This is a genomic window from Rhodanobacter sp. IGA1.0 (assembly GCF_040208325.1).
In the GTDB taxonomy this organism is placed as follows: domain Bacteria; phylum Pseudomonadota; class Gammaproteobacteria; order Xanthomonadales; family Rhodanobacteraceae; genus Rhodanobacter; species Rhodanobacter spathiphylli.
In genome coordinates this window covers 511007-534988 of record NZ_CP157948.1, presented here as the reverse complement: position 1 = coordinate 534988, position 23982 = coordinate 511007, and the positions used below count along the sequence as shown (strand labels likewise).

Sequence of the window (23982 nt, the reverse complement as noted above, 5' to 3'; positions counted from 1 at the left end):
GTTCGGCTCGCCTCACCACTCATTCCGCCTCGATCTCTTCTTCGAAGCGCAGATGCTTCACGCTGCGTCCGTTTCTGCGCACCAGTTTCAGCGCCTCGATGCCGATCTTGATGTGGGCCTCGACGTACTTGGCGGTGATGGTGCGATCGCTGGCCTCGGTCTTGACGCCCTCGGGCACCATCGGCTGGTCCGACACCAGCAACAGCGCCCCACACGGAATCCGGTTGGCGAAGCCGGCGGCGAAGATCGTCGCCGTCTCCATGTCCACCGCCATGCAGCGGGTGCGCCGCAGGTAATCCTTGAACGTGTCGTCGTGTTCCCACACGCGCCGGTTGGTGGTGTAGACGGTGCCGGTCCAGTAGTCGTGGCCGAGGTCGCGGATCATGGTGGATACGGCACGCTGCAACTGGAACGCCGGCAGCGCCGGCACCTCCGGCGGCAGGTAGTCGTTGCTGGTGCCCTCGCCGCGGATCGCCGCGATCGGCAGCACCAGGTCGCCCAGCTGATTCTTCTTCTTGACCCCGCCACACTTGCCAAGGAACAGCGCGGCCTGCGGCTCGATGGCACCGAGCAGATCCATCACGGTGGCCGCATTGGGGCTGCCCATGCCGAAGTTGATCAGGGTGATGCCGTCGGCAGTGGCGTTCGGCATCGGCCGGTCGCGGCCCTGCACCTCCACGCCATGCCACTGGGCGAACAGTTCCACGTAGTTGCCGAAATTGGTCAGCAGGATGTGTTCGCCGAACTGCTCCAGCGCGGTGCCGGTATAGCGCGGCAGCCAGTTGGAGACGATTTCCTGTTTGCTTTTCATCTGGGTATTGCCCGAATCACGTTACCGGCGACGCCACGCCGGCGAGATGCCAGTTCAGTGGGGTCATTTTAGGGGGGCGGTCGGCCCCCGACCAGCCGGATCGTCGCGGTGTTCGTCCAAAGTCGCGACAGACGCCACAATCACGGCCCTCATGTTATGTTTCGCCTGCCATCAATGTTGCGGGGGGACTACCTGATGCGGATGGGTCTGGCAATCGATGCGGCCTGCGATCTTTCGCAGGAGTTCCTTCAGAAACACGACATCGCGGTGATGCCGATCACGGTCCGGATCGACCGCGAAGTCTTCATGGATGACCGCCGGCCGGAGGAGATCCAGCGCTTCATCAATCGCCGGCTGGGCAACCGCAGCCATTCGGCCGAGACCGAACCGTGCCCGGTGGAAGAGGTCCAGAAGCTGTTCCTGGAAAAACTGGTGCTGGAACAGGACTGCGTGTTCTGCCTGACCATCACCGCCACCCGCAGCCCGATCAACGAGCACGTCAACAAGGCCAGCTTCGCCATCCTCAAGAACTACCGCCAGGCACGCGACCAGGCCGGCGTCCCCGGCCCGTTCATGATGCGCGTGGTCGACACCCGCAACATCTTCGCCGGCGCCGCGCCGGCGATCTACGAGGCGACCCGCCTGATCGCCGCCGACGAACCGCCTGCGGCGATCCGCGAGCGGCTCACCCATGTCGCCAACCATAGCTATGGCTACATGCTGCCGCGCGACCTCTACTACCTGCGCGCCCGCGCCAAGAAGAAGAACGATCGCAGCGTGGGCCTGGTCAGTGCCATGCTGGGCTCGGCGCTCGACATCAAGCCGATCCTGCGCTGTTTCCAGGGCGAAACCGGCCCGGTCGGCAAGGTCCGCGGCTTCGAGCAGGGCGCCGAGGCGCTGTTCGGCTACGTGACCAAACGGGTCCGCGCCGGCCTGATCGTGCCCATGGTGTGCGCCAGCTACGGCGGCGACCTTGCCGTGCTGGAGCACCTGCCCGGCTATCTCGAGCTGCGCCAGGCCTGCGAGGAATGCGGCGTCGAGCTGATGGAAGCGCCGATGAGCATCACCGGCATGGTCAACGTGGGCGAAGGCGCGGTCACGGTCGGCTTTGCCGCCGAGGACCACGTCGCCGAATTCTGATCCCGCCGCGCGCGCCAGGCCTTGCTGGGCCTGGCCTGGCTCAGAAGCCGTAGTTCAGGAAGCCGCCATCCACCGCCAGCACCTGGCCGGTGATGTAGCTGGCCGCGGGCAGGCACAGGAAGGCGATCGCCGCGGCCACTTCCTCCGGTTCGCCGATCCGGTCCAGCGGCGTGCGATCGAGCACCTCGTCGAGGTAGTCGGCATCGGCCAGCGCCGGTTCGGAACGCTGGGTGCGGATGTACCAAGGCGCCACGGCGTTGACCCGGATGCCGTCCACCGCCCACTCGGCGGCCAGGTTGCGGGTGAGCTGGTGGAGCGCGGCCTTGCTCATCCCGTAGGGCGAGCCGGTGCGCACATGGGTCATCCCGGACACCGAACCCACGTTGACGATCGCCGCATGCGCGTGCTGCACCAGCTGCGGGTGCGCCAGCCGGCACATCTCGAATGCGCTGAAAAGGTTCTGCTCGAAGATCCGGCGCCAGTCGTCCACGCGATAGTCGAGGGTGGCGGCGGGCTGGTTGCCGCCGGCGTTGTTGACCAGCAGCGACAGCGGCGTGCCCAGGTCGGCGATCCAGTCGAACACGGCCAGCCGGTCCTCCGCTTCGCTGACGTCGGCGGCGAACGCCATCACCTCGCTGGCGGGGAAATCGTCGGCGATCTCGACCCTGACCTGCTCCAGATGATCCGCATCGCGCGCCACCAGCAGCAGGTTGGCGCCCAGCCCGGCCAGCTCGCGCGCCGTGGCGTGGCCGATACCCTTGCTGGCGCCGGTGATCAGGGCGTTGTGGCCTTGCAGTTGCCAGGCATCGAGGCGGCTGTTCATGCGGTCAGCTTAAAGCCTCATACGCAGGCTGCCAACGCGTTCCTTGCCTGGCGCCCGCCACTGGCGGGACACTCGCCGCATCCATCACGCACGGACATCGCCATGAAGCTGCTGCCGCTCCTGCTCTGCCTTGCCGCGCTGGGCGCATGCTCGCGCAAGCCGCCCGAACCGCAGGCGAAACCGGCCGCGGTCAGCACGCCGTTCGACGCGATGCGCGCCGACGAGCAGCGCGCGAAGGACGTCAGCAAGGCGCTGGAGAAAAAATCCGCCGAGCAGGACAAGCAGATCGAGGCCGCGGGGCAGTAGCCGCTGGCGGCCTCAGCTCAACGCGGACGGCACAGGCAGTCCGCATAGATGTTCGGCGTGCCCGCCTTCGCATTGCGCAGCAACTGCAGTTCGGGGGCTTTCGCCGGCAGCTGGGCGACCCAGTCCGGCAGGCGCACGCCGAACGATTGCAGCACATGCACGCTGGCGCTCTGGCTGAGGCCCATCAGGAAGCGCTCGAAGCCGCCTTGCGGCGGTTCCACGTAGCGCACCGGATAGTCCTTGCCCAACCGGGCCAGACGGCCCGCCTCGGCCACCGCCGCGTCCAGCCCGCCGAGCTGGTCGACCAGGCCACGCTGCAGCGCCTGCTCGCCGGTCCACACCCGCCCCTGCGCGATGGCGTCGATCGCCTGGTAGCTCTTGCCCCGGGCCTTGGCCACGCTGCCCACGAAATCGCGATAGCCCTTGTCGATGATCGTCTGGATCACCGTGCCGACCTTCGGATCGAGCGGGCGGGTGATGTCGAACGCGCCGGCCATCGGGCCGGTGCTGACGCCGTCGCTCTGCACGCCGAGCCTGGCCAGCGTGCCGGGCACCGTGTAATACAGGCCGAAGATGCCGATCGATCCGGTGATCGTGTTGGGCTCGGCGAAGATGCGGTTCGCATTCATCGAGATCCAGTAGCCGCCGCTGGCCGCCACGTCACCCATCGAGACCACCACCGGAATGCCGGCCGCGCGGGTCAGCTCGACCTCGCGGCGGATCTGCTCGGCGGCATACACCTCGCCGCCGGGCGAATTGACCCGCAGCACCAGCGCCCTGGTCTTGCGATCCTCGCGGGCGCCGCGGATCAGCGCCGCCGTCGATTCGCCACCGATCGAACCCGGACCGCGCCTGCCGCCGGCGATCTCGCCCTCGGCCACCACGATCGCCACGCCCGCGGCGGGCAGGTCGCCATCGCGCGACACCGCGGAGGCATAACGGTCCAGCGCGATCTGGCGGAAGTCGTGGCCCTTGCGGTCGGCCGGCACGCCTTCCTTGCGCATCATCGCGATCAGGTCGGCCCGTGTGGCCAGCCCGTCGACCAGGTGCTGGTTCAGCGCCAGCTCGGCGAGGTTGCCCTGGGTGCTCGCGATATGCTCAGGCAGGTTGTCGACGTCGTCGCGCAACGTGGCGGGGTCCAGCTTGCGCAGCTGCGCCACCTCGGCCAGGTAGCCCGTCCACAGGCCACCCATCCAGTAGCTGTCGGCCTGCTTCGCCTCGGCCGAGGCGTGGTCGAGGATGTACGGCTCGGCCGCGCTCTTGAACTCGCCGACCCGGAACAGGTGGACGTCCACGCCGAGCTTGTCCAGCAGGTCCTTGTAGAACAGCCGGTAGTTGGCCAGGCCGGTGAGCATCACGCCGCCCTGCGGATCGACCAGCAGCCGGTCGGCGTGGGCGGCCAGGTAATACTGGCCCTGGTCCAGGTTCACGCCCCAGGCGATCACCGGCTTGCCCGCCGCGCGGAACCGGTCCAGCGCCGCGCCGACTTCGCGCAACGCGGCAAAGCCGCCGCCCTGCAATTCGTCGGGCAGCAGCAGGATGCGGCTGATCCGCGGGTCCTTCGCCGCGGCATCGATCGCGCCGGTCAGGTCGCGCAGTTGCACCTGCCGGGGCTCTTCGCCGGACAAGCCGTCGAGCGCGCGCTGCAGCGGATCGATGCTGGACTGCTCGACCAGCTGCCCCCGCGGCTTGATCACCAGCACGCTGTCGGACTGCACCGTGCGGTCCACGTCGGCGCCGAGCACCAGCAGCAGGATGAACAGCAGGCCGAAGAACACCACGTTGATGATGATCAGCCGACAGCCGTTGATGAAACGCCCCACGGCGCAGAGAAAGGCCCAGAAGCCGTTGCGACGGAGCGGTGGCGGTGAGGTCATGCGATGGGTAATCCGTGTTTGATGGGCCAGCGTAGCGGGTCGAGGGTCAGGCCGCTGCCGTGATCGACAGGTGGCGGCGCCAGCGCTGTTTCCAGGCGCTGCGCCAGAACCGGGTGAACAGCATCACCGCGGCCACCGACAGGCCGGCGATCAGGCCGATCCACATGCCCCGCGCGCCCATGCCGTGGTGGAACGCCAGCCACCAGCCCACCGGCATGCCGACCACCCAGTACGCGAACAGGGTGATCGCCATCGGCACGCGGGTGTCCTTGAGCCCGCGCAGCGCGCCATTGGCGGCCACCTGGATGCCGTCGGAAAACTGGAACACGCCGGCCAGCATGATCAGTTGCGCGGCGAGCATGATCACCTTCGGATCGCGCGTGTACAGCGTGGCGATGAAATGGGGCAGGCCCAGCATGAAGCCGGCCGAAACCAGCTGGGTCACCAGGGTCAGGCCGATCCCGCAGAAGCCCGCGTAGCGCACGCCCTGTTCGTCGCCGCGCCCCACCGCATTGCCCACCCGCACGGTGATCGCCATCGCCAGTCCCAGCGGGATCATGAAGAAGAACGAGGCGATGTTGATCGCGATCTGGTGGCTGGCGATCACCGACTCGCCCAGCGTGGCGATGATCAGCGCGGTGGCCACGAACAGCCCGGCTTCGGCCAGCAGGGTCACCGTCATCGGCAGGCCGATGTGCAGCAGCTGGCCGATCCGGCGCAGGTCCGGCCATTCGAAACGCTCGAACAGCCCCAGCCCGCGGTAGTTGCGGCGGAAGGCCACATAGATGCCGAACGCCAGCATCTCCAGCCACAGCACGATCGCCGTGGCCACGCCGCAGCCGTGCGCGCCCTGCGGCGGGATGCCCAGCTTGCCGAACATCAGTACATAGCCCAGCGGGATCAGCAGGACCAGCCCGCCGAGGCTGAAATACATCGAGGGCCGGGTCAGCGACAGTCCTTCGGACAGGCCGCGCAGCGCGAAGTAGCAGGTCAGCGCCGGCGCACCCCAGCTGATCGCCAGCAGGAAACGCTGCACGTCGTGGCGCAGGCTCGGCGTCACCCCGATGAAATCGATCAGCGGTTCCGCGTGGCGCACCGCGAACCACAGCAGCACGCCCATGCCCAGCGCCATCCACAGCGCCTGGTGGAACACCGCGCCCACCTCCGGCCGGCGCCCGGCACCATCGAGCTGGGCCACCGACGGCGGCACCGCCATCATCATGCCGATGCCGCTGACGATCGCCAGCGACCAGATGTTCGCGCCCACCGCCACCGCGCCCAGCACGTGTTCATTGACGTGACCGGCCAGCACGGTGTCGATCACGTTGCTGCCGATCGCCGCCAGCTGGGCAGCGATCAACGGCAGCGCAAGGCGCACCGTGGCGCGCACCTCGTGCTGCAGACGGGCACGTTCGGGACGGAAGGGTTTCATCGACACAGCAGACTCCAGAGCCGGCCATTCTACCTGAGCCATTCGTCACGGCCGCCGCCCGGGCAACCTGTGCGACTATTCCCCGCTGCGACGGACTACGGACTGCCATGAAGCAGCTCACCAGCTACGAAGGACTGCATTGCGCCAACTGCGGCGCCCCGATGCAGGGCGAGTTCTGCCACGAGTGCGGGCAGTCGATCCACAGCGTGCTCAAGCCGATGCACCACATGTTCGAGGAGACCGTGGAGACGGTGCTGCACATCGACGGTCGCATCGTGCACACGCTGCCGCCACTGCTGCTGAAGCCGGGCTTTCTCACGCTGGAATATTTCGCTGGTCGGCGGGTGCGCTACATCGCCCCGTTCCGGCTGATGTTCGTGCTGTGCCTGCTGTCGTTCTTCGTGTTTCACCTGGCGATCGACCAGCTTGCCGACAAGATCCCCGCAACCGGACTGCCCCTGGTGAAGGTCGACAGCTCGGGGATCGATGACGCCGCCACTCCGGCTGAAGTGCGCAAGGCGCTGAAGCAGGAACTTGACGGTCTGCAGAGCGCGCGGGAAACCGGCGTGCTGCCGCCCAAGGCGCTGGAACGCATCCAGGTCGCCGATCAGGAACTTCGCCGGAAAGCCAACCTGCGCCTGATTGCGCTGGGCGCCGCCCCGATGCCGGCCAGCTCCGTCGCGGGATCGCCGGGGTCGGCACCGGCACCGGCGCCGGCGCCGGCACGGAGCGTCGACAGCACCACGCCAGCCAAAGCCCGGTCCGACAGCACCAGGGAAGCCTCCGAACCGATCCATGTCAGCTGGCTGCCGGACGTGGCCAACGCCCGCCTGACCACGCTGGCCCAGCGCTTCCACGACAACGTGCGGGCATTCAAGGACGGCGACCCCGCGACCCGCGCCGAAGCCAAGCAACGCATGATCAATGGCGTCTTCGGCGCGCTGCCGATGACCATGTTCGTGCTGATCCCGGTGTTCGCCGGCCTGCTCAAGCTGTTCTACGTGTTCCGGCGGCGGCTGTACATGGAACACCTGATCGTGGCCCTGCACAGCCACGCCTTCATGTTCATGAGCCTGCTGCTGATCACCCTCGTCGGCATGCTGTCGACCTGGCTGCGTCCGCATGCGGCGTGGACCGGCGAGGTGCTGGGCTGGGTGCAGACCCTGCTGATCCTGTGGATACCGATGTGCCTGCTGATCATGCAGAAACGGATCTACCACCAGGGCTGGCCGATGACCGTGGTGAAATTCTGGTTCATCGGCTGGTTCTACTTCTGGCTGCTGATCTTCGCGCTGACGATCGCCGCGTTGCTGGGCATGGCTCATTGAACCCGCTTTTCGGAGGCTCTGCCGGCGGTTTTGCACAGCGTCAAGTAGCTGTCAAGGCACTGCTCGCGAGTTTGTCAATTGTGTGAACCATGCCCGAACGCATTTTACATGTATTTGATTGAAAAGAAATTTTCTGCGTGACCAAAACGTCGTCAAGCCGTCATGAAGGGCGCCACCACGCCCTTTGCGGCCCCCCCTCCCCGTTGCATCCACAGACTTATCCACAGCCGCTGTGGATAAGGGTAAAACCCTCCCCGGGATAGCCACTTACCCTCGACTCCTCGATAGACGGGAAGCAAGTTCACGCAACTCCGTACGACGGGCCGCACACGGCGTGGCCAGCCGGACGAGGCCGGCGGTTACACTGACCCGCCCATGAGGTCGCCCATGCCAGCCGTCCTGCGCATCGCCCTGCCGGTGCCCCTGCCCACCCTGTTCGACTACCTGCCACCGGCCATGGGAGAGGCTGGCGTGGGCAGTCGGGTGCTGGTGCCGTTCGGCCGCGGCAAGCGTGTCGGTGTGGTGGTGGCGATCGAGCCCGCCGCCGCCGTCGAGGGCAGCCGGTTGAAGCAGGTAACCCGTCTGCTGGATGACGAGCCGCTGCTCGACGCCGAACTGATGCAGACCCTGGCCTGGGCCGCCGACTACTGGCTCGGCGCGCCGGGCGAGGCCTACGGGAATGCGCTGCCACTGGCCCTGCGCGAGGCGAAGCCGCTGCCGCTGATCGGCGACGAATACTGGTCGCTTGCCGCGGCCGGCCACCACGCCCACGAGGCCGGCAACCGGCGCGGCGGCAGCAAGGCCTTGCTGGCCCTGCTCGCCACGGCAGCGTTGAGCGCACAGGAACTGACCGAGCGCCTGCCGGGCTGGCGCGAAGCGGCCAGGCGGCTCGCCGCGGCCGGCCTGCTCGAACGCAGCGAACGCCCGCCAGCGGATCAACGTCCGCCGCCATCGCCGGCGCCGCAACTCAACGAGGAACAGCAGCAGGCGGTAGCCACGGTGGGCGCCAGCCTCGGCAGCTTCCAGCCCTTCCTGCTCGACGGCGTCACCGGCAGCGGCAAGACCGAGGTCTACCTGGCGCTGATCGAGCAGGTGCTCGCCCAAGGCAAGCAGGCGTTGCTGCTGGTGCCGGAAATCGGTCTGGCGCCGCAGACCGTGCGGCGCCTGCGCCAGCGGCTCGGCGTGCTGATCGAAGTGCTGCATTCGAACCTGTCCGAGGGCGATCGCGCCCGCGCCTGGCTGCGTGCCCGCGCCGGCACGGCGCGGGTGATCCTGGGCACCCGCTCGGCGATCTTCACCCCGCTGCCGCAGGCCGGGTTGATCATCGTCGACGAAGAACATGACGGCTCCTACAAGCAGCAGGACGGCTTCCGCTACCACGCCCGCGACCTGGCCGTGGTGCGCGCCCGGGCGCTCGGCGTGCCGGTGCTGCTGGGCTCGGGCACGCCATCGCTGGAATCGCTGGCCAACGCCGAGGCCGGCCGCTACCGCACCCTGCACCTGCGCGCACGCCCCGGCGCGGTCCGGCCGCCGCAGGTGCAGATCATCGACATGCGGGCGCAGCGGCTGGAGCACGGCATGTCGCCCGCCCTGCTGGCCGCGGTGGCGGAGACGGTGGCGCGCGGCGAGCAGGCGCTGGTGTTCCGCAACCGTCGCGGCTACGCGCCGGTGCTGCTGTGCCACGCCTGCGGCTGGCACGCCGACTGTCCACGCTGCGAGCGGCCGCTGACCCTCCACGCGGGTCGGCGCCAACTGATCTGCCATCACTGCGACTACCGCCAGCGGCCGCCGCAGGCCTGTCCGACATGCGGCGCCGGCGACCTCAAGCCGCAGGGTCAGGGCACCGAGCGGCTGGAGGAGGCGCTGGTCACGCTGTTCCCGCAGGTGCCGGTGCTGCGCGTCGATCGCGAGACCACCCGGCGCCGGGACGCCTTCGAGCAATTGCTGGAAACGCTGGCCGACGACCAGCCGGCGATCCTGGTCGGCACCCAGATGCTGGCCAAGGGCCACGACCTGCCCAATCTCACCCTGGTCGCCATCGTCGGTGTCGATGAAGGCCTGCACAGCATCGACTTCCGCGCGGGCGAACGGCTGGCCCAGCTGGTGGTGCAGGTGGCCGGACGCGCCGGGCGCGCGCGCAAGCCCGGCCGCGTGGTGCTGCAGACCCATCAGCCGGCACACCCGCTGCTGCGCAGCCTGCTGGCCCAAGGCTATGCGGCGGCGGCGCGCGAACTGCTGGCCGAACGCCGGCTGATCCAGTTGCCGCCATACAGCCATCAGGTGCTGCTGCGGGCCGAGTCGGTACGGCGCGAAGATGTGGACGCCTTCTTGGCCAGCGCACGCGCGGCCTTGCCGCAGGACGACTCGCTGCAGATCGCCGGCCCGATGCCCGCACCGATGCCGCTGCGCGCCGGGCGTCATCGCGCCCAGCTGCTGCTGGAAGCACAAAGCCGGCGCAGCCTGCACGGCATGCTGCGCTCGTGGCAAACGGCCCTGGCCGCGCTGCCGCTGGCACGCAAGCTGCGCTGGTCGCTGGATGTGGACCCGATCGATCTGTACTGAAGCCGTTGGCGCGCGATCAGCTGCCGGCAGGAGTCGGCTTCACCAGCCAGCGCACCGCCAGCACGCCCAGCTCGTAGAGCAGGCACATTGGCACCGCCAGCATGATCATCGAGGTGATGTCCGGCGGGGTGATGAAGGCGGCGACCGCGAACGCACCCACGATCGCGTAACGACGGCCGCTGCGCAGCTTGTCCACGTCCACGATGCCCACCGCGGCCAGCACCACCACCGCCACCGGCACTTCGAAGCACAGGCCGAAGGCGAAGAACATCAGCATCACGAAGTCGAGGTAGTGGGTGATGTCGGTCATCATCTCCACGCCCTGCGGAGTGACCGCGGTGAGGAACCGGAACGCCGCCGGCAGCACCAGGAAATAGGCGAACGCGCAGCCGACGTAGAACAGCACCAGCGCCGCGGCCAGCAGCGGGCGGGCCAGGCGTTTCTCGTGCTTGTACAGCCCGGGGCTGACGAAGGCCCACAGCTGGTACAGGATCATCGGCATGCTGATGAACAGCGCTGCGTAGAACGCCAGCTTCAGCGGCGTCACGAACGGGCTGGCCACCTCGGTGGCGATCAGGTGCGCGCCCTGCGGCAGGCGTGCCACCAGCGGCGCGGCCAGTTCGGTGTACAGGCGGTTGGCGAACGGCACCAGCACCAGCAGCACCAGCAGCACCGTGGCGCAGGCCTTGAGCAGGCGCGTGCGCAGCTCCAGCAGGTGCGAGAACAGGCCCTGCTGCAGGTCGATGTCGGGCTCAGGCGTGGCCATGCGGCGGCTCCGCGGGAGACTTCACCGTGGCGAACAGGTCGCCGGTACGATCGTCGGACCCGGCGGCATCGGCTGCGGTGGCGGGCGTTGGGGGCGCCTGCGCCAGCGGCAGCATGACCGGGGGTTCCCCGCTGGCCTCGACTGCTGTCGCGGCAGACGGCGGAATCTCGTTGCCCACGTCGCGGACCTTCTGCACGGCCGCGTCCAGTTCGGCCTGCGCCGCCTCGGCGCGGGCGGCCGCCTCGCGCGCGGTGCGCCTGATTTCCTCGATCTGCAATTCGCGCTCCACTTCGGCGCGCACGTTGTCCCAGCCACTGCGCATGCGGCGCAGCAGCGCACCGGCGGTGCGCGCCGCGCCCGGCAGCTTTTCCGGGCCGAGCACGATCAGCGCGATGAGCGCCAGCAGCACCAGCTTGCCGAAGCTGATCTCGATCATCGCCGCAACCCGCCGGCTTACTTCGGATCGCTGGAGTCGCGCTGACTCTGCGTGGTCTGGCCAGCGGACGACGCGGGCGGATCGGCCCGCAGCCGCTCGGCATCTTCCTTGCGCCTGGCTTCTTCCTCGTCGCCGTTCAGCCCCTTCTTGAAGTCGCGCATGGCACCACCGAGATCGGAGCCGATGTTGCGCAGCTTGCCGGTGCCAAAGATCACTACGACCACGACCAGCAGGATGATCAGGTGCCAGATGCTCATGTATTACCTCGAAAACGGATCGAACCGGAAACGCCAGCCCGCACGGGCCGGCGTTCCGCATCAGCGCGAAGTGTACTCTTCGAGGCGGTCGCGGAAGTCCACCACGGGCGTCGGCACGTTGCTGACGCCACCCTCGAAGATGCGCCGCGGGGTCACGCCGGCGCCATACACCGCAGCGTTTGCATCATAGTCGATGCGCAGCGCCGAACCGTCGAGTGCGACACCGGCGAACAGGCCGCGGCTGCGCGAGTACGAATAGATTTCCGCCTTCATCTGCGCATCGGTGGAGGCGCTGGCGGTACGACCCACCGGGCCGGCCGCGGCCGAAGCGTCCGCGCCGAGGGTGAACTTGCCGTTGACGATCGAATCCACGCCGCGTTGGGTGCGGAATACCAGGATCACGTCGGTGGAGGACACGCCGGCCTGGAACCCCACACTGCCGCCGGTCATGGTGATGAAGCTGGGATTGGACCAGGTACCGTCCGGGCTCTTCACCGAGATCAGTCCTTCGCCCCGGCGACCGCCGAAGATGAAACCGGCCTTGATCATGTCCGGAATCACCGCGATGGCCCGCGCATTGCGCAGCAGGTCCTGGGGAATCGCCTTGTCCGGCGCCTGCATGATGTCGTTCATCACGCGCACGGCATTGCTGGCTCGCACCAGCGGCGGATCCTCGGCATGCGCAGCCAGCGCCGGCAGCAACAGGGCCATGCCGATCAGCAGCAGTCGTCGCATTGATTTGTTCAACATGGGCAGCTCCGCTTCGGTTCGGGATCGGTTTCGGCTGGAATCGGGGACACGGGTGGAACCCGGCCCGACGCCGTGGGGATGCCGGGCTTGTGGCAGACTCGCCTGATCGACGTCGTCACGATCACCACCATGCCATTTCGCAACAACTATACCGGCCTTGCCGGCTATTCCCATGACCCGGATGTTCAGCCCGTTCAGGCTGGCGTCCTGCTGGTCAACCTGGGCACGCCGACCGCGCCGACGGCCCGTGCGGTGCGCCCCTACCTGGCGGAGTTCCTCGCCGATCCGCGGGTGATCGAGTATCCGCGCTGGTTGTGGTGGCTGATCCTGCACGGGGTGATCCTGCGCGTGCGGCCCAAGCGCTCGGCGCACGCCTACGCAAAGATCTGGGGCACCCGCGGCTCGCCGCTGCGTTTCGGCAGCGAGGCGCTGACCACCGCACTGCAGGCGGAAATCGCCCGGCAACGGCCACAGGCGCCGGTGAAGGTGGCGCTGGCGATGCGCTATGGCGAGCCTTCGGTGCGCCAGGCGATCGAAGAGCTGCAGCGCGAAGGCGTGCGCCGGCTGCTGGTGCTGCCGCTGTACCCGCAGTATTCGGGCACCTCCACCGGCTCGGTGCTCGATGCGGTCGCCGACACCATCAAGCAGCTGCGCTGGCCGCCGGAACTGCGCCTCGTCAACGATTATCACGACGATCCGGCGCACATCGAGGCGCTGGCGCGGAGTATCGAACGCTGGTGGGCCGCGCACGGCCGCGGCGAGAAGTTGCTGCTGTCCTTCCACGGCATTCCCGAGCGCTACCTGCACGAAGGCGATCCGTATTTCTGCCAGTGCCACGCCACTGCACGGCTGCTGCGCGAGCGCCTGCAGCTGGACCAGCAACAGCTGGTGGTGAGCTTCCAGTCGCGGGTGGGTCGCGAGCGCTGGCTGCATCCGTACACCGACGCCACCGTGCGCCGGCTCGCCGCCGAGGGCGTGCGCAAGCTCGACGTGGCCTGCCCGGGTTTCGCGGTGGACTGCCTGGAGACGCTTGAAGAGATCGCCATGCAGAACCGCGACTTCTTCATCGGTGCCGGCGGCGAAACGCTGCGCTACATCCCCGCGCTCAACGACAGCCAGGAGCAGGTCGACGCCCTCGCCGCACTGGTGCTGCGGCACACCCAGGGCTGGCCCGAGTTCGCCGCCGACTACGATGCCGCCGGGCAACGGCAACGGCGCATCCGGGCGGGGCAGCGGGCAACGGCCATTCGTGCCGGCGATGAGTGAGTTCGTCACGATCGACCTGCCGCAGCGGTCGCTGCGCGCACAGTGCTGGGGCGACGCCGCACTGCCGCCCCTGCTGGCCCTGCATGGCTGGCTCGACAACGCCGGCAGCTTTGCGCGGCTGGCGCCCCTGCTGGCGCAACACCATCATGTCATCGCGCTGGAACTGCCCGGCCACGGCCATTCCGATCACCTGCCCGCCGGCAGCAACTACCATTTCCTCGACTACGTGCGCGACGTGCTGGCCGCGGCGGATGCCCTGCAGCTTGCGCGCCATACCCTGCTCGGCCACTCGCTGGGCGCCGGCGTCGCCGCGCTGGTGGCCAGCGCGCGGCCGGAGCGGATCGAGCGGCTGCTGCTGATCGAGGGACTGGGCCCGCTCGGCGACGACGGCTCGCACACGCTGCAGCGCTTTCGCGAAACGCTCGCGCCACGCAGCGACAAGCCCCTGCGCGTATTCCACAGCATCGAGCAGGCGGTCGAGGCGCGCAGCATGGTCAGCGGCCTGGCCGCCGAGCTGGCCCGTCCCATCGTCGAACGGGGGCTGATCGAAACCGCCGGCGGCTGGCGCTGGCGCAGCGATCCACGGCTGACCCGATCGAGCGCCAGCCGACTGGCCGAATCGCAGGTGCAGGCCCTGCTGCGCGGCATCACCGCACCCACCGCCCTGCTGCTGGCGCAGCCGGCCACCTCGTACCTGCCCGACGCGATGATGCAGGCGCGCGCCGCCTGCGTGGCGAACATCGCCGTGACGCACATGGACGGTGGCCATCACCTGCACCTGGAACACCCGCAGGCCGTCGCCGACTGGATCGCCGCCGCGTAGGGCGGGCACTGCCCGCCCTACGTCCTCACGTACTCACGCATCAGGGCTGCTTGAGGCCCAGCACGTCCAGCCCCTGCTCGAAACGGATGTCGACCGGGATGTGCGCCTGGTCGAGTCGCTTCAGGTCGCCGGCGAGCTGGGCATCGACGTTGCCCATCTGTTCGGTGAGCTGCTTCGCCGCTTCGTAGTCGCCGTCGCCCTGGATGGTCAGCAGCTTGGCCGACAGCGCGTTCATCGCCGCGGTCATCTTGTCGAAGTCGACGCGGTAGCGGCCGGTGGTCTCATCGCGGCTGAATGCGCCCTGCTGCTTGAAGAAGTTGAAGCGCACCATGTTCGCCTTGGCGTGCGCGTCGGAAGCACCGAAGCGCACCGAGCGCAGGATGCCGGCGAGGAAGGTGACGTAGTTGTCCATCAGCCTGGACTTGTCCAGCTCGCCCTTGTCGGCCAGCTTGCTGACCATGTACAGGCCGAGGATGTCGGCCTTGCCTTCCTCGAAGCTGGAGGCCTGGTCCTTCAGCGCCTTGCGCACGGTGACCTTGCTGTCGAGCCCGCTCTTGTCCAGCACGTTCTTGATGCCGAGGCCGTGCGCCACTTCGTGGAACATGGTGTTCTGGAAGAACGCGTCGAAGGTGAGGTTCTTCTGCTGGTCGTCGGCGATCAGCTCATGGCCGATCGGCAGCATGATCTTGTCGAACTTCGCCTGCATCACGTTTTCCAGCTGCAGGCGGCGGGTGCCCCTCTTCAGCTGCACCTGCTCGTCGTTGGGCAGGTTGATCGCGATGGTCTTGGCGCCCACGTTGGCGTCGCCGCCGTAGTAGATGGCGAAGTAGGCGTTGAGGTCGGCGTCGGAGCCGGGCTTCTCCGCCTTGTACTTGTCGGCCACCGGCAGGCCACGCTGCAGCTCGGGCAGGTATTTGGCGAAGCGCGCGAGTTTCGCGCTCCAGGCCTGGTCCTTGATCAGCACGTAGGATTCATAGCTGGCCTTGTAGCCGAACAGCTGGTCCTCGTAGGTCTCGATCGGGCCGATCACGATGTCGACCGGGTTGCTCTTCATGTCCATCCAGGCGAAGTCGCTGGCCTGGTAGTCATCGCTGAGCAGCGCGTCGGCGCGCATCGTGAGGTATTTCCGGAAGCCGGCATCCTTCGCCAGTTTCGCGGCTTCGCGCAGCAGGCCGGCGGTCTTTTCCAGTTCGGCCTTGTACGCCTCGTGGTAGGGCACGCTGATCAGCTGACCCTTGTCGTCGCGACGCAGCAGGGTGTACAGCCCGGTCTTGTCCTTCAGCGGCGACTGCTCGAACTGCTCCTTCGTCATGTCGGCCGGGTAGAACTGCGCGCCGGCCGGACGCGGACCGATGCCGTCGACGAAGGGCTTGTCGTTGTCCAGCCGGTCCCACGGGCCGTAGTTGATCTCGGCGAATTCGCGCACCGACGGATCGCTGATCTTCGCCAGCAGCGCGTCCCTGTCGCCCCAGCCCTGCTTCCAGTACAGCGCGTTCATGCTGTCCGCTGCCTCGACCAGCAACGCGATCATCTGCTGCTGTTGCGCATCGAACTTCGACAGGTCGGCAGTGAGCTTCACCGTGGCATAGTCGGCCAGATGCTTGCGCACGGCCGCGACGGACTCGCCGGCATCCGGCGCTGCGGCGGCGGGTGCACTGGCGGCGGGCGCGGGAGCCAGTTCCTCCTTCGACACCGGCGCCTGCGCCGGCGCGTCCTGGTGGGAAGAGCAGCCGGCGAGCGCCAGCAGCAGACAGACGGGAAGCAGACGTCGAACCATGAGGGAAGTCCTGGCAGGAGAATGCTCCATGGTATCGCGCCGATGCCGCGCCGATACCTGACCGGATGCACATGCCGCGGCGCCCCCGCTTCGGCTATCGTCGCAGTCCCTCCGCCTCGCCACGCCCATGGACCAGTCGCCGATGCCTGTCGCTCCGCGCCATCGCGCCGCGCTGGCCTTCATCTACGTCACCGTGCTGCTGGACATGCTGGCGTTCGGCATCATCATTCCGGTGCTGCCGCACCTGATCGAGCAGCTGGCCGGCGGCGGCATTGCCCGGGCGGCGTGGTGGGTGGGCGTGTTCAGCACGGTGTTCGCGATCGTGCAGTTCGTGTTCTCGCCGGTGCAGGGCGCGCTGTCCGATCGGTTCGGGCGGCGGCCGGTGATCCTGATTTCCAACCTGGGCCTGGCCGTGGATTTCGTGATCCTGGCGCTGGCACCCACGCTGTGGCTGCTGTTCGGGGCGCGCGTGCTGCTGGGCATGACCGCGGCCAGCTTCAGCACGGCCAATGCCTATGTCGCCGACATCATCCCGGCGGAGAAGCGCGCCGCCGCCTTCGGCATCCTGGGCAGCGCGTTCGGACTGGGCTTCATCATCGGGCCGGGGCTGGGCGGCTTCTTGGGCGGCATCGCGCTGCGCCTGCCGTTCTGGGTGGCCGCGGCACTGGCGCTGTGCAACTTCCTGTACGGCTGTTTCATCCTGCCCGAATCGCTGCCGAAGGAGCGCCGCACCGCCCGCATCGAGCTGCACAGCGCGCACCCGTTCGGCTCGCTGAAACTGCTGCGCCGCCAGCGGCAGGTGTTCCAGCTGGCAGTGGTGCTGTTCCTGGTCTACCTCGCGCACTACGTGCTGCAGACGGTATTCGTGCTGTATGCGGATTACCGCTATCACTGGGGCCCGCAGGCGGTCGGCTACGTGCTGATGCTGGTCGGTGGCTGCGACGGTTTCGTGCAGGCGGTGCTCACCGGCAGGCTGGCGCCGCGCTTCGGCGAGCGCCGCGTGCTGCTGGCCGGCATGCTGTTCGGCGTGGGCGCGTTCCTGGTGATGGGGCTGGCCGACGTGGGTCGGGTCTTCCTGTTCGGCATTCCGCTGCTGGCGCTGTGGGGTCTGGCGATGCCGCCGATCCAGTCGCTGATGACGCAGCAAGTCGACCCGTCCGAACAGGGCCGGCTGCAGGGCGCGATCGGCAGCCTGGGCAGTTTCGCGGGCATCTTCGGGCCGTACCTGTTCGCGCAGATCTTCGCCTTGTCGATCGCCCCGGGTTCAGCCATCCATCTGCCGGGTGTAGCCTTCCTGCTTTCGGCCACGCTGATGCTGATCGGCCTGGTGATCGCCGCCCGCGCCACGCGCGGAGCGGGGAAATCCGCCGCCGTCGCCCCGCCCGCGGACCCGCTACCCGATGTCCCGCCCGGCGACATGCCGCCATTCGCCGCGCTCCACCCGCCTTCACCGCCCCATCCGCAGACCCATCCACCCCTGACCCACCCACCCCAGGAAACCCACCCATGACACTTTCCATGCATCAGGCCGCCGTTCCCGTTTTCGTCCGCGCGCTGGGCAACCTCACCCACGTGCTGAAGAAGGGCGAGGAACATGCGAAGGCGAAGAACGTCAGCGAAGAAGTGCTGCTGCAGACGCGACTGATCCCCGACATGCTGCCGCTGATCAAGCAGATCCAGATCGCCTGCGACATGGCCACCCGCGGCACCGCCCGCCTGGCCGGCGCCGAGCCGCAGTCCTTCGAGGACAACGAGACCACGCTGGCCCAGGCATACAGCCGGATCGAGCGCTCGATCGAATACATCAGGAGCTTCACCGCCGAGCAGATCGACGGCAGCGAGACCCGCGCCATCCACCTGAAGATGCGCAACGGCGAGATGAATTTCGACGGCCAGACCTACCTGCTGCACTTCCTGCTGCCCAACCTGTTCTTCCACTGCACCACCGCGTACAACATCCTGCGCGAGGCCGGCACCGACATCGGCAAGACCGACTTCATCGGCCAGGCCTGATCGCCGCGCGCCGCCGCGACCTTCGCGGCGGCGCGATATCTGCGAAAATCGTCGCATGCAACTGATGCCTTCACGGAACGCTGGACCATGCTGCGACTGAGCGACCTCAAGCTGCCCCTCGATCACGACGAGGCCGAACTGGCGGCGGCGATCCGCAAGCGCCTGCACCTCGCGGCGACCGACATCCGCAGCTTCACCGTGGCGCGGCGTGGCCACGACGCGCGCAAGCGCGGCGCGATCGCGCTGATCTATGCCGTGGACATCGACACGCCGCGCGAGGCCGAGCTGCTGCAGCACCATGCCGACGATCCGCACGTGCAACCGACGCCGGACACCGACTACCACTTCGTGGCGAAGGCGCCCGCGCAACTGCCCCATCGTCCCCTGGTGATCGGTTTCGGTCCCTGCGGGCTGTTCGTGGGACTGGTCCTGGCCCAGATGGGTTTTCGCCCGATCATCCTCGACCGGGGCAAGGCCGTGCGCGAGCGCACCAGGGACACCTGGGACCTGTGGCGCAAGCGCGAGCTGCATCCGGAGTCCAACGTGCAGTTTGGCGAGGGCGGCGCCGGCACGTTTTCCGACGGCAAGCTGTACAGCCAGATCCGCGATCCGCAGCACCATGGCCGCAAGGTGCTCACCGAGTTCGTCAAGGCCGGCGCGCCGGAGGAAATCCTCTACGTCAGCAAGCCGCACATCGGCACCTTCCGGCTGGTCTCGATGGTGGAGAACATGCGCGAGACGATCGAGTCGCTGGGCGGCGAGATCCGCTTCAGCCAGCGCGTGGACGACCTGCTGATCGACACCGACACGGACGGCGAACGCCGCGTGCGCGGCGTCACCCTGGCCAGCGGCGAGCAGATCCGCTCCGACCATGTGGTGCTGGCGCTGGGCCACAGCGCACGCGACACCTTCGAGATGCTGCACGCCCGCGGCGTCTATCTTGAAGCGAAGCCCTTCTCGATCGGCTTCCGCATCGAACATCCGCAATCGGTGATCGATCGCGCCCGCTTCGGACCGCAGGCCGGCCATCCGATTCTCGGCGCGGCCGACTACAAGCTGGTGCACCACTGCAAGGGCAGCCACGCGGGCAGCGGCCGCTCGGTGTACAGCTTCTGCATGTGCCCCGGCGGCACCGTGGTGGCGGCCACCAGCGAACCGGGCCGCGTGGTCACCAACGGCATGAGCCAGTATTCGCGCAACGAGCGCAACGCAAACGCCGCGGTGGTGGTCGGCATCGAACCGGCTGACTTTGCCGCGTTCGATCCCGCCGGCGGCCCCCTGGCCGGCATCGCGCTGCAGCGTGCGCTGGAAAGCCATGCCTATGTGCTGGGCGGCGAAAATTACAGCGCGCCGGCGCAGCTGGTCGGCGATTTCCTCGCCGGCCGGGCCTCGCGCGAGTTCGGCGAGGTACAGCCGTCGTACAAGCCCGGCGTAATGCTTGGCAGCCTGGACAGCGCCCTGCCCGACTACGCCCTCGCCGCGATCCGCGAAGCCCTGCCCGCATTCGAGCGGCAGGTCCGCGGCTACGCGATGCCCGACGCGATCCTCACCGGCGTGGAGACGCGCACCTCCTCACCCGTACGCATCAAGCGCGACGACAGCCTGCAAAGCCTCAACACCCGCGGCCTGTATCCTGCCGGCGAAGGCGCCGGTTACGCCGGCGGCATCCTCTCCGCCGCCGTCGACGGGATCAGGATCGCCGAGGCGGTGGCCTTGAGCATCACCCGGTGAGCATCACCCCCGTTGCCATTGAACAGCCGTGCAACGCCCCAATTCTGGAGCATCCGATCCCCGTTCGAAGACCTGCCATGACCACCCCCGCCGCCCTCCGCATCGACTTCGTCTCCGACGTTTCCTGCCCCTGGTGCGCGGTGGGACTGGCTTCGCTGCAGCAGGCGCTGGCCAGGCTCGACGGCGAGATCAGCGCCGAGATCCACTTCCAGCCGTTCGAGCTGAACCCGCAGATGGCGGCCGCAGGCGAGGATTCCACCGAGCACCTGGTGCGCAAGTACGGCAGCAGCGCCGAGCAGATCGACGCCAACCGCGCGGCGATCCGCGAGCGGGGCGCGGCGCTGGGCTTCACCTTCAACATGGACCGGCGCAGCCGCGTCTACAACACCTTCGATGCGCACCGACTGCTGCACTGGGCCGGGCTGGAAGGTCGCCAGCTGGCGCTGAAGCAGATCCTGTTGCGCGCGTATTTCACCGATGGCGAAGACGTCAGCGCGCACGACACCTTGCAGCGCCTGGCCATCGAGGCGGGCCTGGACGGTGAACGCGCACGGCAGATCCTGGCCGGCGACGAGTACGCCGACGATGTCCGCGAGCAGGAACGGTTCTTCACCTCGCGCGGCATCCATTCGGTGCCGGCCACCATCGTCAACGGCCAGCACCTGATTTCCGGTGGCCAGCCGCCGGAGGCGTTCGAGCAGGCCTTGCGGCAGATTGCTGCGAACGGCTGAGCTGCGGACTCAGGCCGCGCCACCGACGGTCGCCGATGGCCGGGCGATCGGCGCGGGGCGGCCGAGCAGGTAGCCCTGGCCCATCTCGCAACCCATCGCGATCAGCGCGCCGCGCTGGATCGGCGTCTCGATGCCCTCGGCGATCACCTGGATGTTCAGCGCCCGCGCCAGCGCCAGGATCGCCGCGACCACCGTGGTCCCCGAGGTGTTCGCACCCTTGTCCAGTTCGTGCACGAAGGCGCGGTCGATCTTCAGGATGCGCAGCGGCAGCGAATGCAGATAGCTCAGCGACGAATAGCCGGTGCCGAAATCGTCCAGCGCGGCACCGACGCCGATCAGCCGCAGGCGGTCCAGCGTGGCCCGCACGTGTTCGGGATTGTCCAGCAGGGCGCCCTCGGTGACTTCCACCACCAGCCGCGACGGCGGCAACGCGGTGGTTTCCAGCAGCTGCACCAGGCGGCGGTCGAAATCGGTGTGGCGCAGGTGCAGGGCCGAGACGTTGATGGTCATGAACGCCTCGCCGTCGCCATGGCGCAGCAGTTCCCGGCAGCTCAATTCGAACATGCGCCAGTCGATCGCCTCGACCAGGCCGCTGTCCTCGGCGATCTTCAGGAAATCGCCGGGAACCAGCACGCCACGCCGGGGATGGTTCCAGCGGATCAGCGCCTCGTAGCCGAGCACGCGGTCACTGCCGTCCAGGGCGCAGATCGGCTGGAAGTACGGCTCGAACTGGTCGTGCTGCAAGGCCTGGCGCAACTCGCCTTCCATCGCCAGCACGTCGACCACGTTCTTGGCCAGCGTCTCGTCGAACATCGCGAAGCGCTTGCGGCCGAGTTCCTTGGCGCGATACAGCGCGATGTCGGCATCGCGCAGCATCTCGTCAGCGGTGGCGTAGTGGTCGTCGCCCATCGCGATGCCGACGCTGGCGGTCACCTGCAGTTCCTTGCCGGCCACCAGCATCGGCGGGCCCAGCGCATCCAGCACGCGCTGCGCCACCGTGGTGGCCGCCGGCGGCAAATCTTCCTGTTCCAGCAGGATCGCGAATTCGTCACCGGCCAGGCGCGCCACCAGGTCGGGATGGCGCACGCAGGCGGCAAGGCGGTTCGCCACTTCCTTCAGCACTTCATCGCCGGCAAGGTGGCCGAGGCTGTCGTTGATGATCTTGAAGCGGTCGACGTCCAGGTACAGCAGCGCGCAGCGCTGGTCCGGGTTGTGCCGCATCGTGGCCAGCACGCGATCGATGCGGTCGCGCAGGTAGCTGCGATTGGGCAGGCCGGTCAGCGAATCATGCATGACCTGGTGGCGCAGCTGGTCCTGCATGCGCTCGCGCTCGATGATTTCCTTGCGCAGCGCCAGCGTGCGTTCCTCCACCCGCTGCTCAAGTTCGCCGTAGGCGCGCCGCAACGTCTCGGCCGAGCGCCGGCGGCTCAGGCTGTTGGCGATCTGCGATGCGGCAAAACTCAGCAGTTCCTGGTCGGCCGGCCCGTATACCACGTCGGGCCGGTAGCTCTGCACGGTGACCAGGCCGATCACCTCGTCACCGACGACCAGCGGCACGCCCAGCCAGCACATCGCCGGCGAGCCCATGCGGCCGGGCGCGATCTCGCCCTGTCGTTCGAGCTCCTCGATCTGCGCATTGTCCAGCCGCAACTCGGTGCCCTGGCGCAGCACGTACTCGCTTAGGCCGCGGCCCAGCGGGCGCTCGGCCGGCGGCGCCAGCACGGCGTCCACCGAGTAGGGAAAGGTCAGCTTCTGGCGATCATCGGAAAGCAGCGCGATGAAGAAATTCTCCGCGTTCAGCAGCTCGCCGACCACGCCGTGCACGCGCCGGTAGAAGGCGTCCTGATCGATGTCGGCGGTGGCCATCTCGGCGATCCGGAACAGCGCCGCCTGCAGATGCTCGGCGCGCTGGCGTTCGACCACTTCCATCTGCAGGCCGCGGTTGGCCTCGGCCAGCTGCACGGTGCGCTGCTGCACCTGGCGCTCGAGTTCGTCCTTGCCCTGCTTGCGCTCCAGCGCGGTGAGAATGTGGCTGCCGACGAACTGCAACAGGGCGAGATCCTCCTCGCTGAAGCCGATGTTCTGCTGGTAACTCTGCACCACCAGCGCGCCGCCGACATGACCGTCACGCAGCATCGGCACGCCGAGCCAGTCGTGGCTGTCCGGCCCGATCACGGCCACCGGACCCGGCGCCTGGTTGCGCAGCTCCTCCGCGTCGCCCATCCGCGCATTGCCGTCGCGCATCACGTACCAGGTCAGCGTGTGCTCGATCGCACTCATCGGCATGTCCTGGCCGTCGCCGGGGATGGCAGGGTCCACGACATCGACGTAGTAGAGGAAGCGCACCGTGTTTTCGCCCGCGTTGCGCGTCACGATGAACATGTTTTCCGCGTACATCAGCGTGCTGACGATGGCATGGATGCCGCGCAGCATGGCCGGCATGTCGCGTTCGGAGCCGGCCAGGTCGGAGATCGCGAACAGCGCCCGCTGCAGGTTCTCCGAGCGCTCCAGCTGTTCGTGCGAATCGCGCAGTTCCACCCATTCCAGCGCCCGCTGCAGCAGTTGCCCAGCCAGCGTCAGCGATTCCTGCAAGGCCTCGAACAGGCCGGATGCCGGGTGCGTCGCGCGCACCACCAGCAGCACGGGTTCGGGTTGCTCGCACAGCCGCACGGCGGCGCGGCGACCGTCGGCATGCCACAGCGGCTGCGCGGTGGCACGCGCGCCATCGAGCCAGGCTGCGTCGGCTGCCGCCACCAGCCCCGGGCTGTGCTGCCGCGCGTATTCCAGGGCACCGTCGCCCCACAGGACTTCAGCCGCCAGGCAATCCGGATGCGCCCTGACCAGGTCGGCCACCCCGGCGGCCACCTCTTCCGGGGTATGCGCGATGATCAGCCGGGCCAGCCAGCTCAGCTGCTGCGCTCCCTCGTACGGTGTCGAGCCAACCGCACCCGCCTGCTTCATCGATGAAGACTCCCCCTGCCCCGGGCCTGCCAACGCCGGTTGGTCAGGATACCGCTTCGTACCGGCGCGGCAAGCCCTCGCCAAGCACCACCGAGCCTGCCTGCATGAGGCGGAACACGCAATACCGATAGACTGTGCCTTTGTACCCGGTCATCCGTGCCGGCCGTCGATCCTGCCGACGCCCAGCCGCGA

The 23982-nt window shown here is 68.0% G+C and carries 20 protein-coding genes; 10 read left to right on the top strand and 10 right to left on the bottom strand.

Features of this window, described 5'->3' with window-relative positions; genetic code table 11:
* Positions 1–19: 19 nt before the first annotated feature.
* Positions 20–811 (bottom strand): AMP nucleosidase, encoded by a 792-nt coding sequence (locus ABNK63_RS02275; protein WP_007809973.1) that lies wholly within the window; start codon positions 809–811, stop codon positions 20–22.
* 195 nt (positions 812–1006) lie between these two features.
* Here ABNK63_RS02275 and ABNK63_RS02270 point away from each other — a divergent pair, with 195 nt between their 5' ends.
* A complete protein-coding gene (locus ABNK63_RS02270) occupies positions 1007–1951 on the top strand; it encodes a DegV family protein (RefSeq protein WP_007809975.1) in 945 nt (314 codons plus the stop codon).
* Between the two features lie 40 nt (positions 1952–1991).
* On the opposite strand, the gene ABNK63_RS02265 is transcribed toward ABNK63_RS02270, so the two are convergent.
* Positions 1992–2774, bottom strand: coding sequence for an SDR family oxidoreductase (locus ABNK63_RS02265; protein WP_350016577.1), 783 nt, complete (start codon positions 2772–2774; stop codon positions 1992–1994).
* A gap of 102 nt (positions 2775–2876) precedes the next feature.
* Here ABNK63_RS02265 and ABNK63_RS02260 point away from each other — a divergent pair, with 102 nt between their 5' ends.
* Positions 2877–3080, top strand: coding sequence for a hypothetical protein (locus tag ABNK63_RS02260; protein WP_007809979.1), 204 nt, complete (start codon positions 2877–2879; stop codon positions 3078–3080).
* Positions 3081–3097: 17 nt separating this feature from the next.
* On the opposite strand, the gene sppA is transcribed toward ABNK63_RS02260, so the two are convergent.
* Both sppA and ABNK63_RS02250 read right to left on the bottom strand, forming a co-directional pair.
* Entirely contained in the window at positions 3098–4957 is a 1860-nt protein-coding gene (gene sppA / locus ABNK63_RS02255; protein WP_350016576.1) for a signal peptide peptidase SppA, read from the bottom strand.
* Between the two features lie 46 nt (positions 4958–5003).
* Complete coding sequence (locus ABNK63_RS02250; RefSeq protein WP_350016575.1) at positions 5004–6389, bottom strand: MATE family efflux transporter; 1386 nt, start codon at positions 6387–6389, stop codon at positions 5004–5006.
* Between the two features lie 107 nt (positions 6390–6496).
* Between ABNK63_RS02250 and ABNK63_RS02245 the strand changes: the two genes are divergently transcribed.
* Entirely contained in the window at positions 6497–7717 is a 1221-nt protein-coding gene (locus tag ABNK63_RS02245; protein WP_350016574.1) for a DUF3667 domain-containing protein, read from the top strand.
* A 387-nt stretch (positions 7718–8104) separates the two neighbouring features.
* Complete coding sequence (locus tag ABNK63_RS02240; protein ID WP_350016573.1) at positions 8105–10279, top strand: primosomal protein N'; 2175 nt, start codon at positions 8105–8107, stop codon at positions 10277–10279.
* Positions 10280–10295: 16 nt separating this feature from the next.
* Here the strand turns inward: ABNK63_RS02240 and tatC are convergent, their stop codons facing one another.
* From tatC to ABNK63_RS02220, 4 genes are read right to left on the bottom strand one after another with little or no spacing between them, the layout of a single operon-like run.
* Positions 10296–11045: a twin-arginine translocase subunit TatC gene (gene tatC, locus ABNK63_RS02235; protein ID WP_007809987.1), complete on the bottom strand. Its 750-nt coding sequence runs from the start codon at positions 11043–11045 to the stop codon at positions 10296–10298.
* On the bottom strand, positions 11032–11481 hold the full coding sequence (gene tatB / locus ABNK63_RS02230) for a Sec-independent protein translocase protein TatB (protein ID WP_007809989.1): 450 nt from the start codon (positions 11479–11481) through the stop codon (positions 11032–11034). Before tatB ends, tatC begins: the two co-directional genes overlap by 14 nt.
* Before the next feature lie 17 nt (positions 11482–11498).
* Positions 11499–11738 carry a twin-arginine translocase TatA/TatE family subunit gene (gene tatA, locus ABNK63_RS02225; protein WP_007809992.1) on the bottom strand — a complete coding sequence of 80 codons (240 nt, stop codon included), beginning with the start codon at positions 11736–11738 and terminating at the stop codon, positions 11499–11501.
* 60 nt (positions 11739–11798) lie between these two features.
* Positions 11799–12488: a lipid-binding SYLF domain-containing protein gene (locus ABNK63_RS02220; protein ID WP_050981476.1), complete on the bottom strand. Its 690-nt coding sequence runs from the start codon at positions 12486–12488 to the stop codon at positions 11799–11801.
* Between the two features lie 129 nt (positions 12489–12617).
* Between ABNK63_RS02220 and hemH the strand changes: the two genes are divergently transcribed.
* Positions 12618–13754 carry a ferrochelatase gene (gene hemH / locus ABNK63_RS02215; RefSeq protein ID WP_040673591.1) on the top strand — a complete coding sequence of 379 codons (1137 nt, stop codon included), beginning with the start codon at positions 12618–12620 and terminating at the stop codon, positions 13752–13754.
* Positions 13747–14577 (top strand): alpha/beta hydrolase, encoded by an 831-nt coding sequence (locus ABNK63_RS02210; RefSeq protein WP_040673592.1) that lies wholly within the window; start codon positions 13747–13749, stop codon positions 14575–14577. The genes hemH and ABNK63_RS02210 overlap by 8 nt, the downstream gene beginning before the upstream one ends.
* A gap of 40 nt (positions 14578–14617) precedes the next feature.
* Here the strand turns inward: ABNK63_RS02210 and ABNK63_RS02205 are convergent, their stop codons facing one another.
* On the bottom strand, positions 14618–16354 hold the full coding sequence (locus ABNK63_RS02205; RefSeq protein ID WP_007810001.1) for a hypothetical protein: 1737 nt from the start codon (positions 16352–16354) through the stop codon (positions 14618–14620).
* A gap of 127 nt (positions 16355–16481) precedes the next feature.
* Here ABNK63_RS02205 and ABNK63_RS02200 point away from each other — a divergent pair, with 127 nt between their 5' ends.
* The 4 genes from ABNK63_RS02200 to ABNK63_RS02185 all read left to right on the top strand — a co-directional run bounded on the left by ABNK63_RS02200 (position 16482) and on the right by ABNK63_RS02185 (position 20829).
* Entirely contained in the window at positions 16482–17864 is a 1383-nt protein-coding gene (locus ABNK63_RS02200; RefSeq protein ID WP_350016572.1) for a TCR/Tet family MFS transporter, read from the top strand.
* Positions 17861–18367 carry a DUF1993 domain-containing protein gene (locus ABNK63_RS02195; protein WP_007810005.1) on the top strand — a complete coding sequence of 169 codons (507 nt, stop codon included), beginning with the start codon at positions 17861–17863 and terminating at the stop codon, positions 18365–18367. The genes ABNK63_RS02200 and ABNK63_RS02195 overlap by 4 nt, the downstream gene beginning before the upstream one ends.
* 87 nt (positions 18368–18454) lie before the next feature.
* Positions 18455–20098, top strand: a complete 1644-nt coding sequence (locus ABNK63_RS02190) for an NAD(P)/FAD-dependent oxidoreductase (protein WP_350016571.1) — start codon at positions 18455–18457, stop codon at positions 20096–20098.
* A 77-nt stretch (positions 20099–20175) separates the two neighbouring features.
* The gene (locus ABNK63_RS02185) at positions 20176–20829 is read left to right on the top strand and encodes a DsbA family oxidoreductase (protein ID WP_350016570.1); all 654 of its coding nucleotides are present in this window, start codon (positions 20176–20178) and stop codon (positions 20827–20829) included.
* A gap of 9 nt (positions 20830–20838) precedes the next feature.
* Here ABNK63_RS02185 and ABNK63_RS02180 read toward each other — a convergent pair whose 3' ends face one another.
* Entirely contained in the window at positions 20839–23790 is a 2952-nt protein-coding gene (locus ABNK63_RS02180; RefSeq protein WP_350016569.1) for an EAL domain-containing protein, read from the bottom strand.
* Positions 23791–23982: the final 192 nt, after the last annotated feature.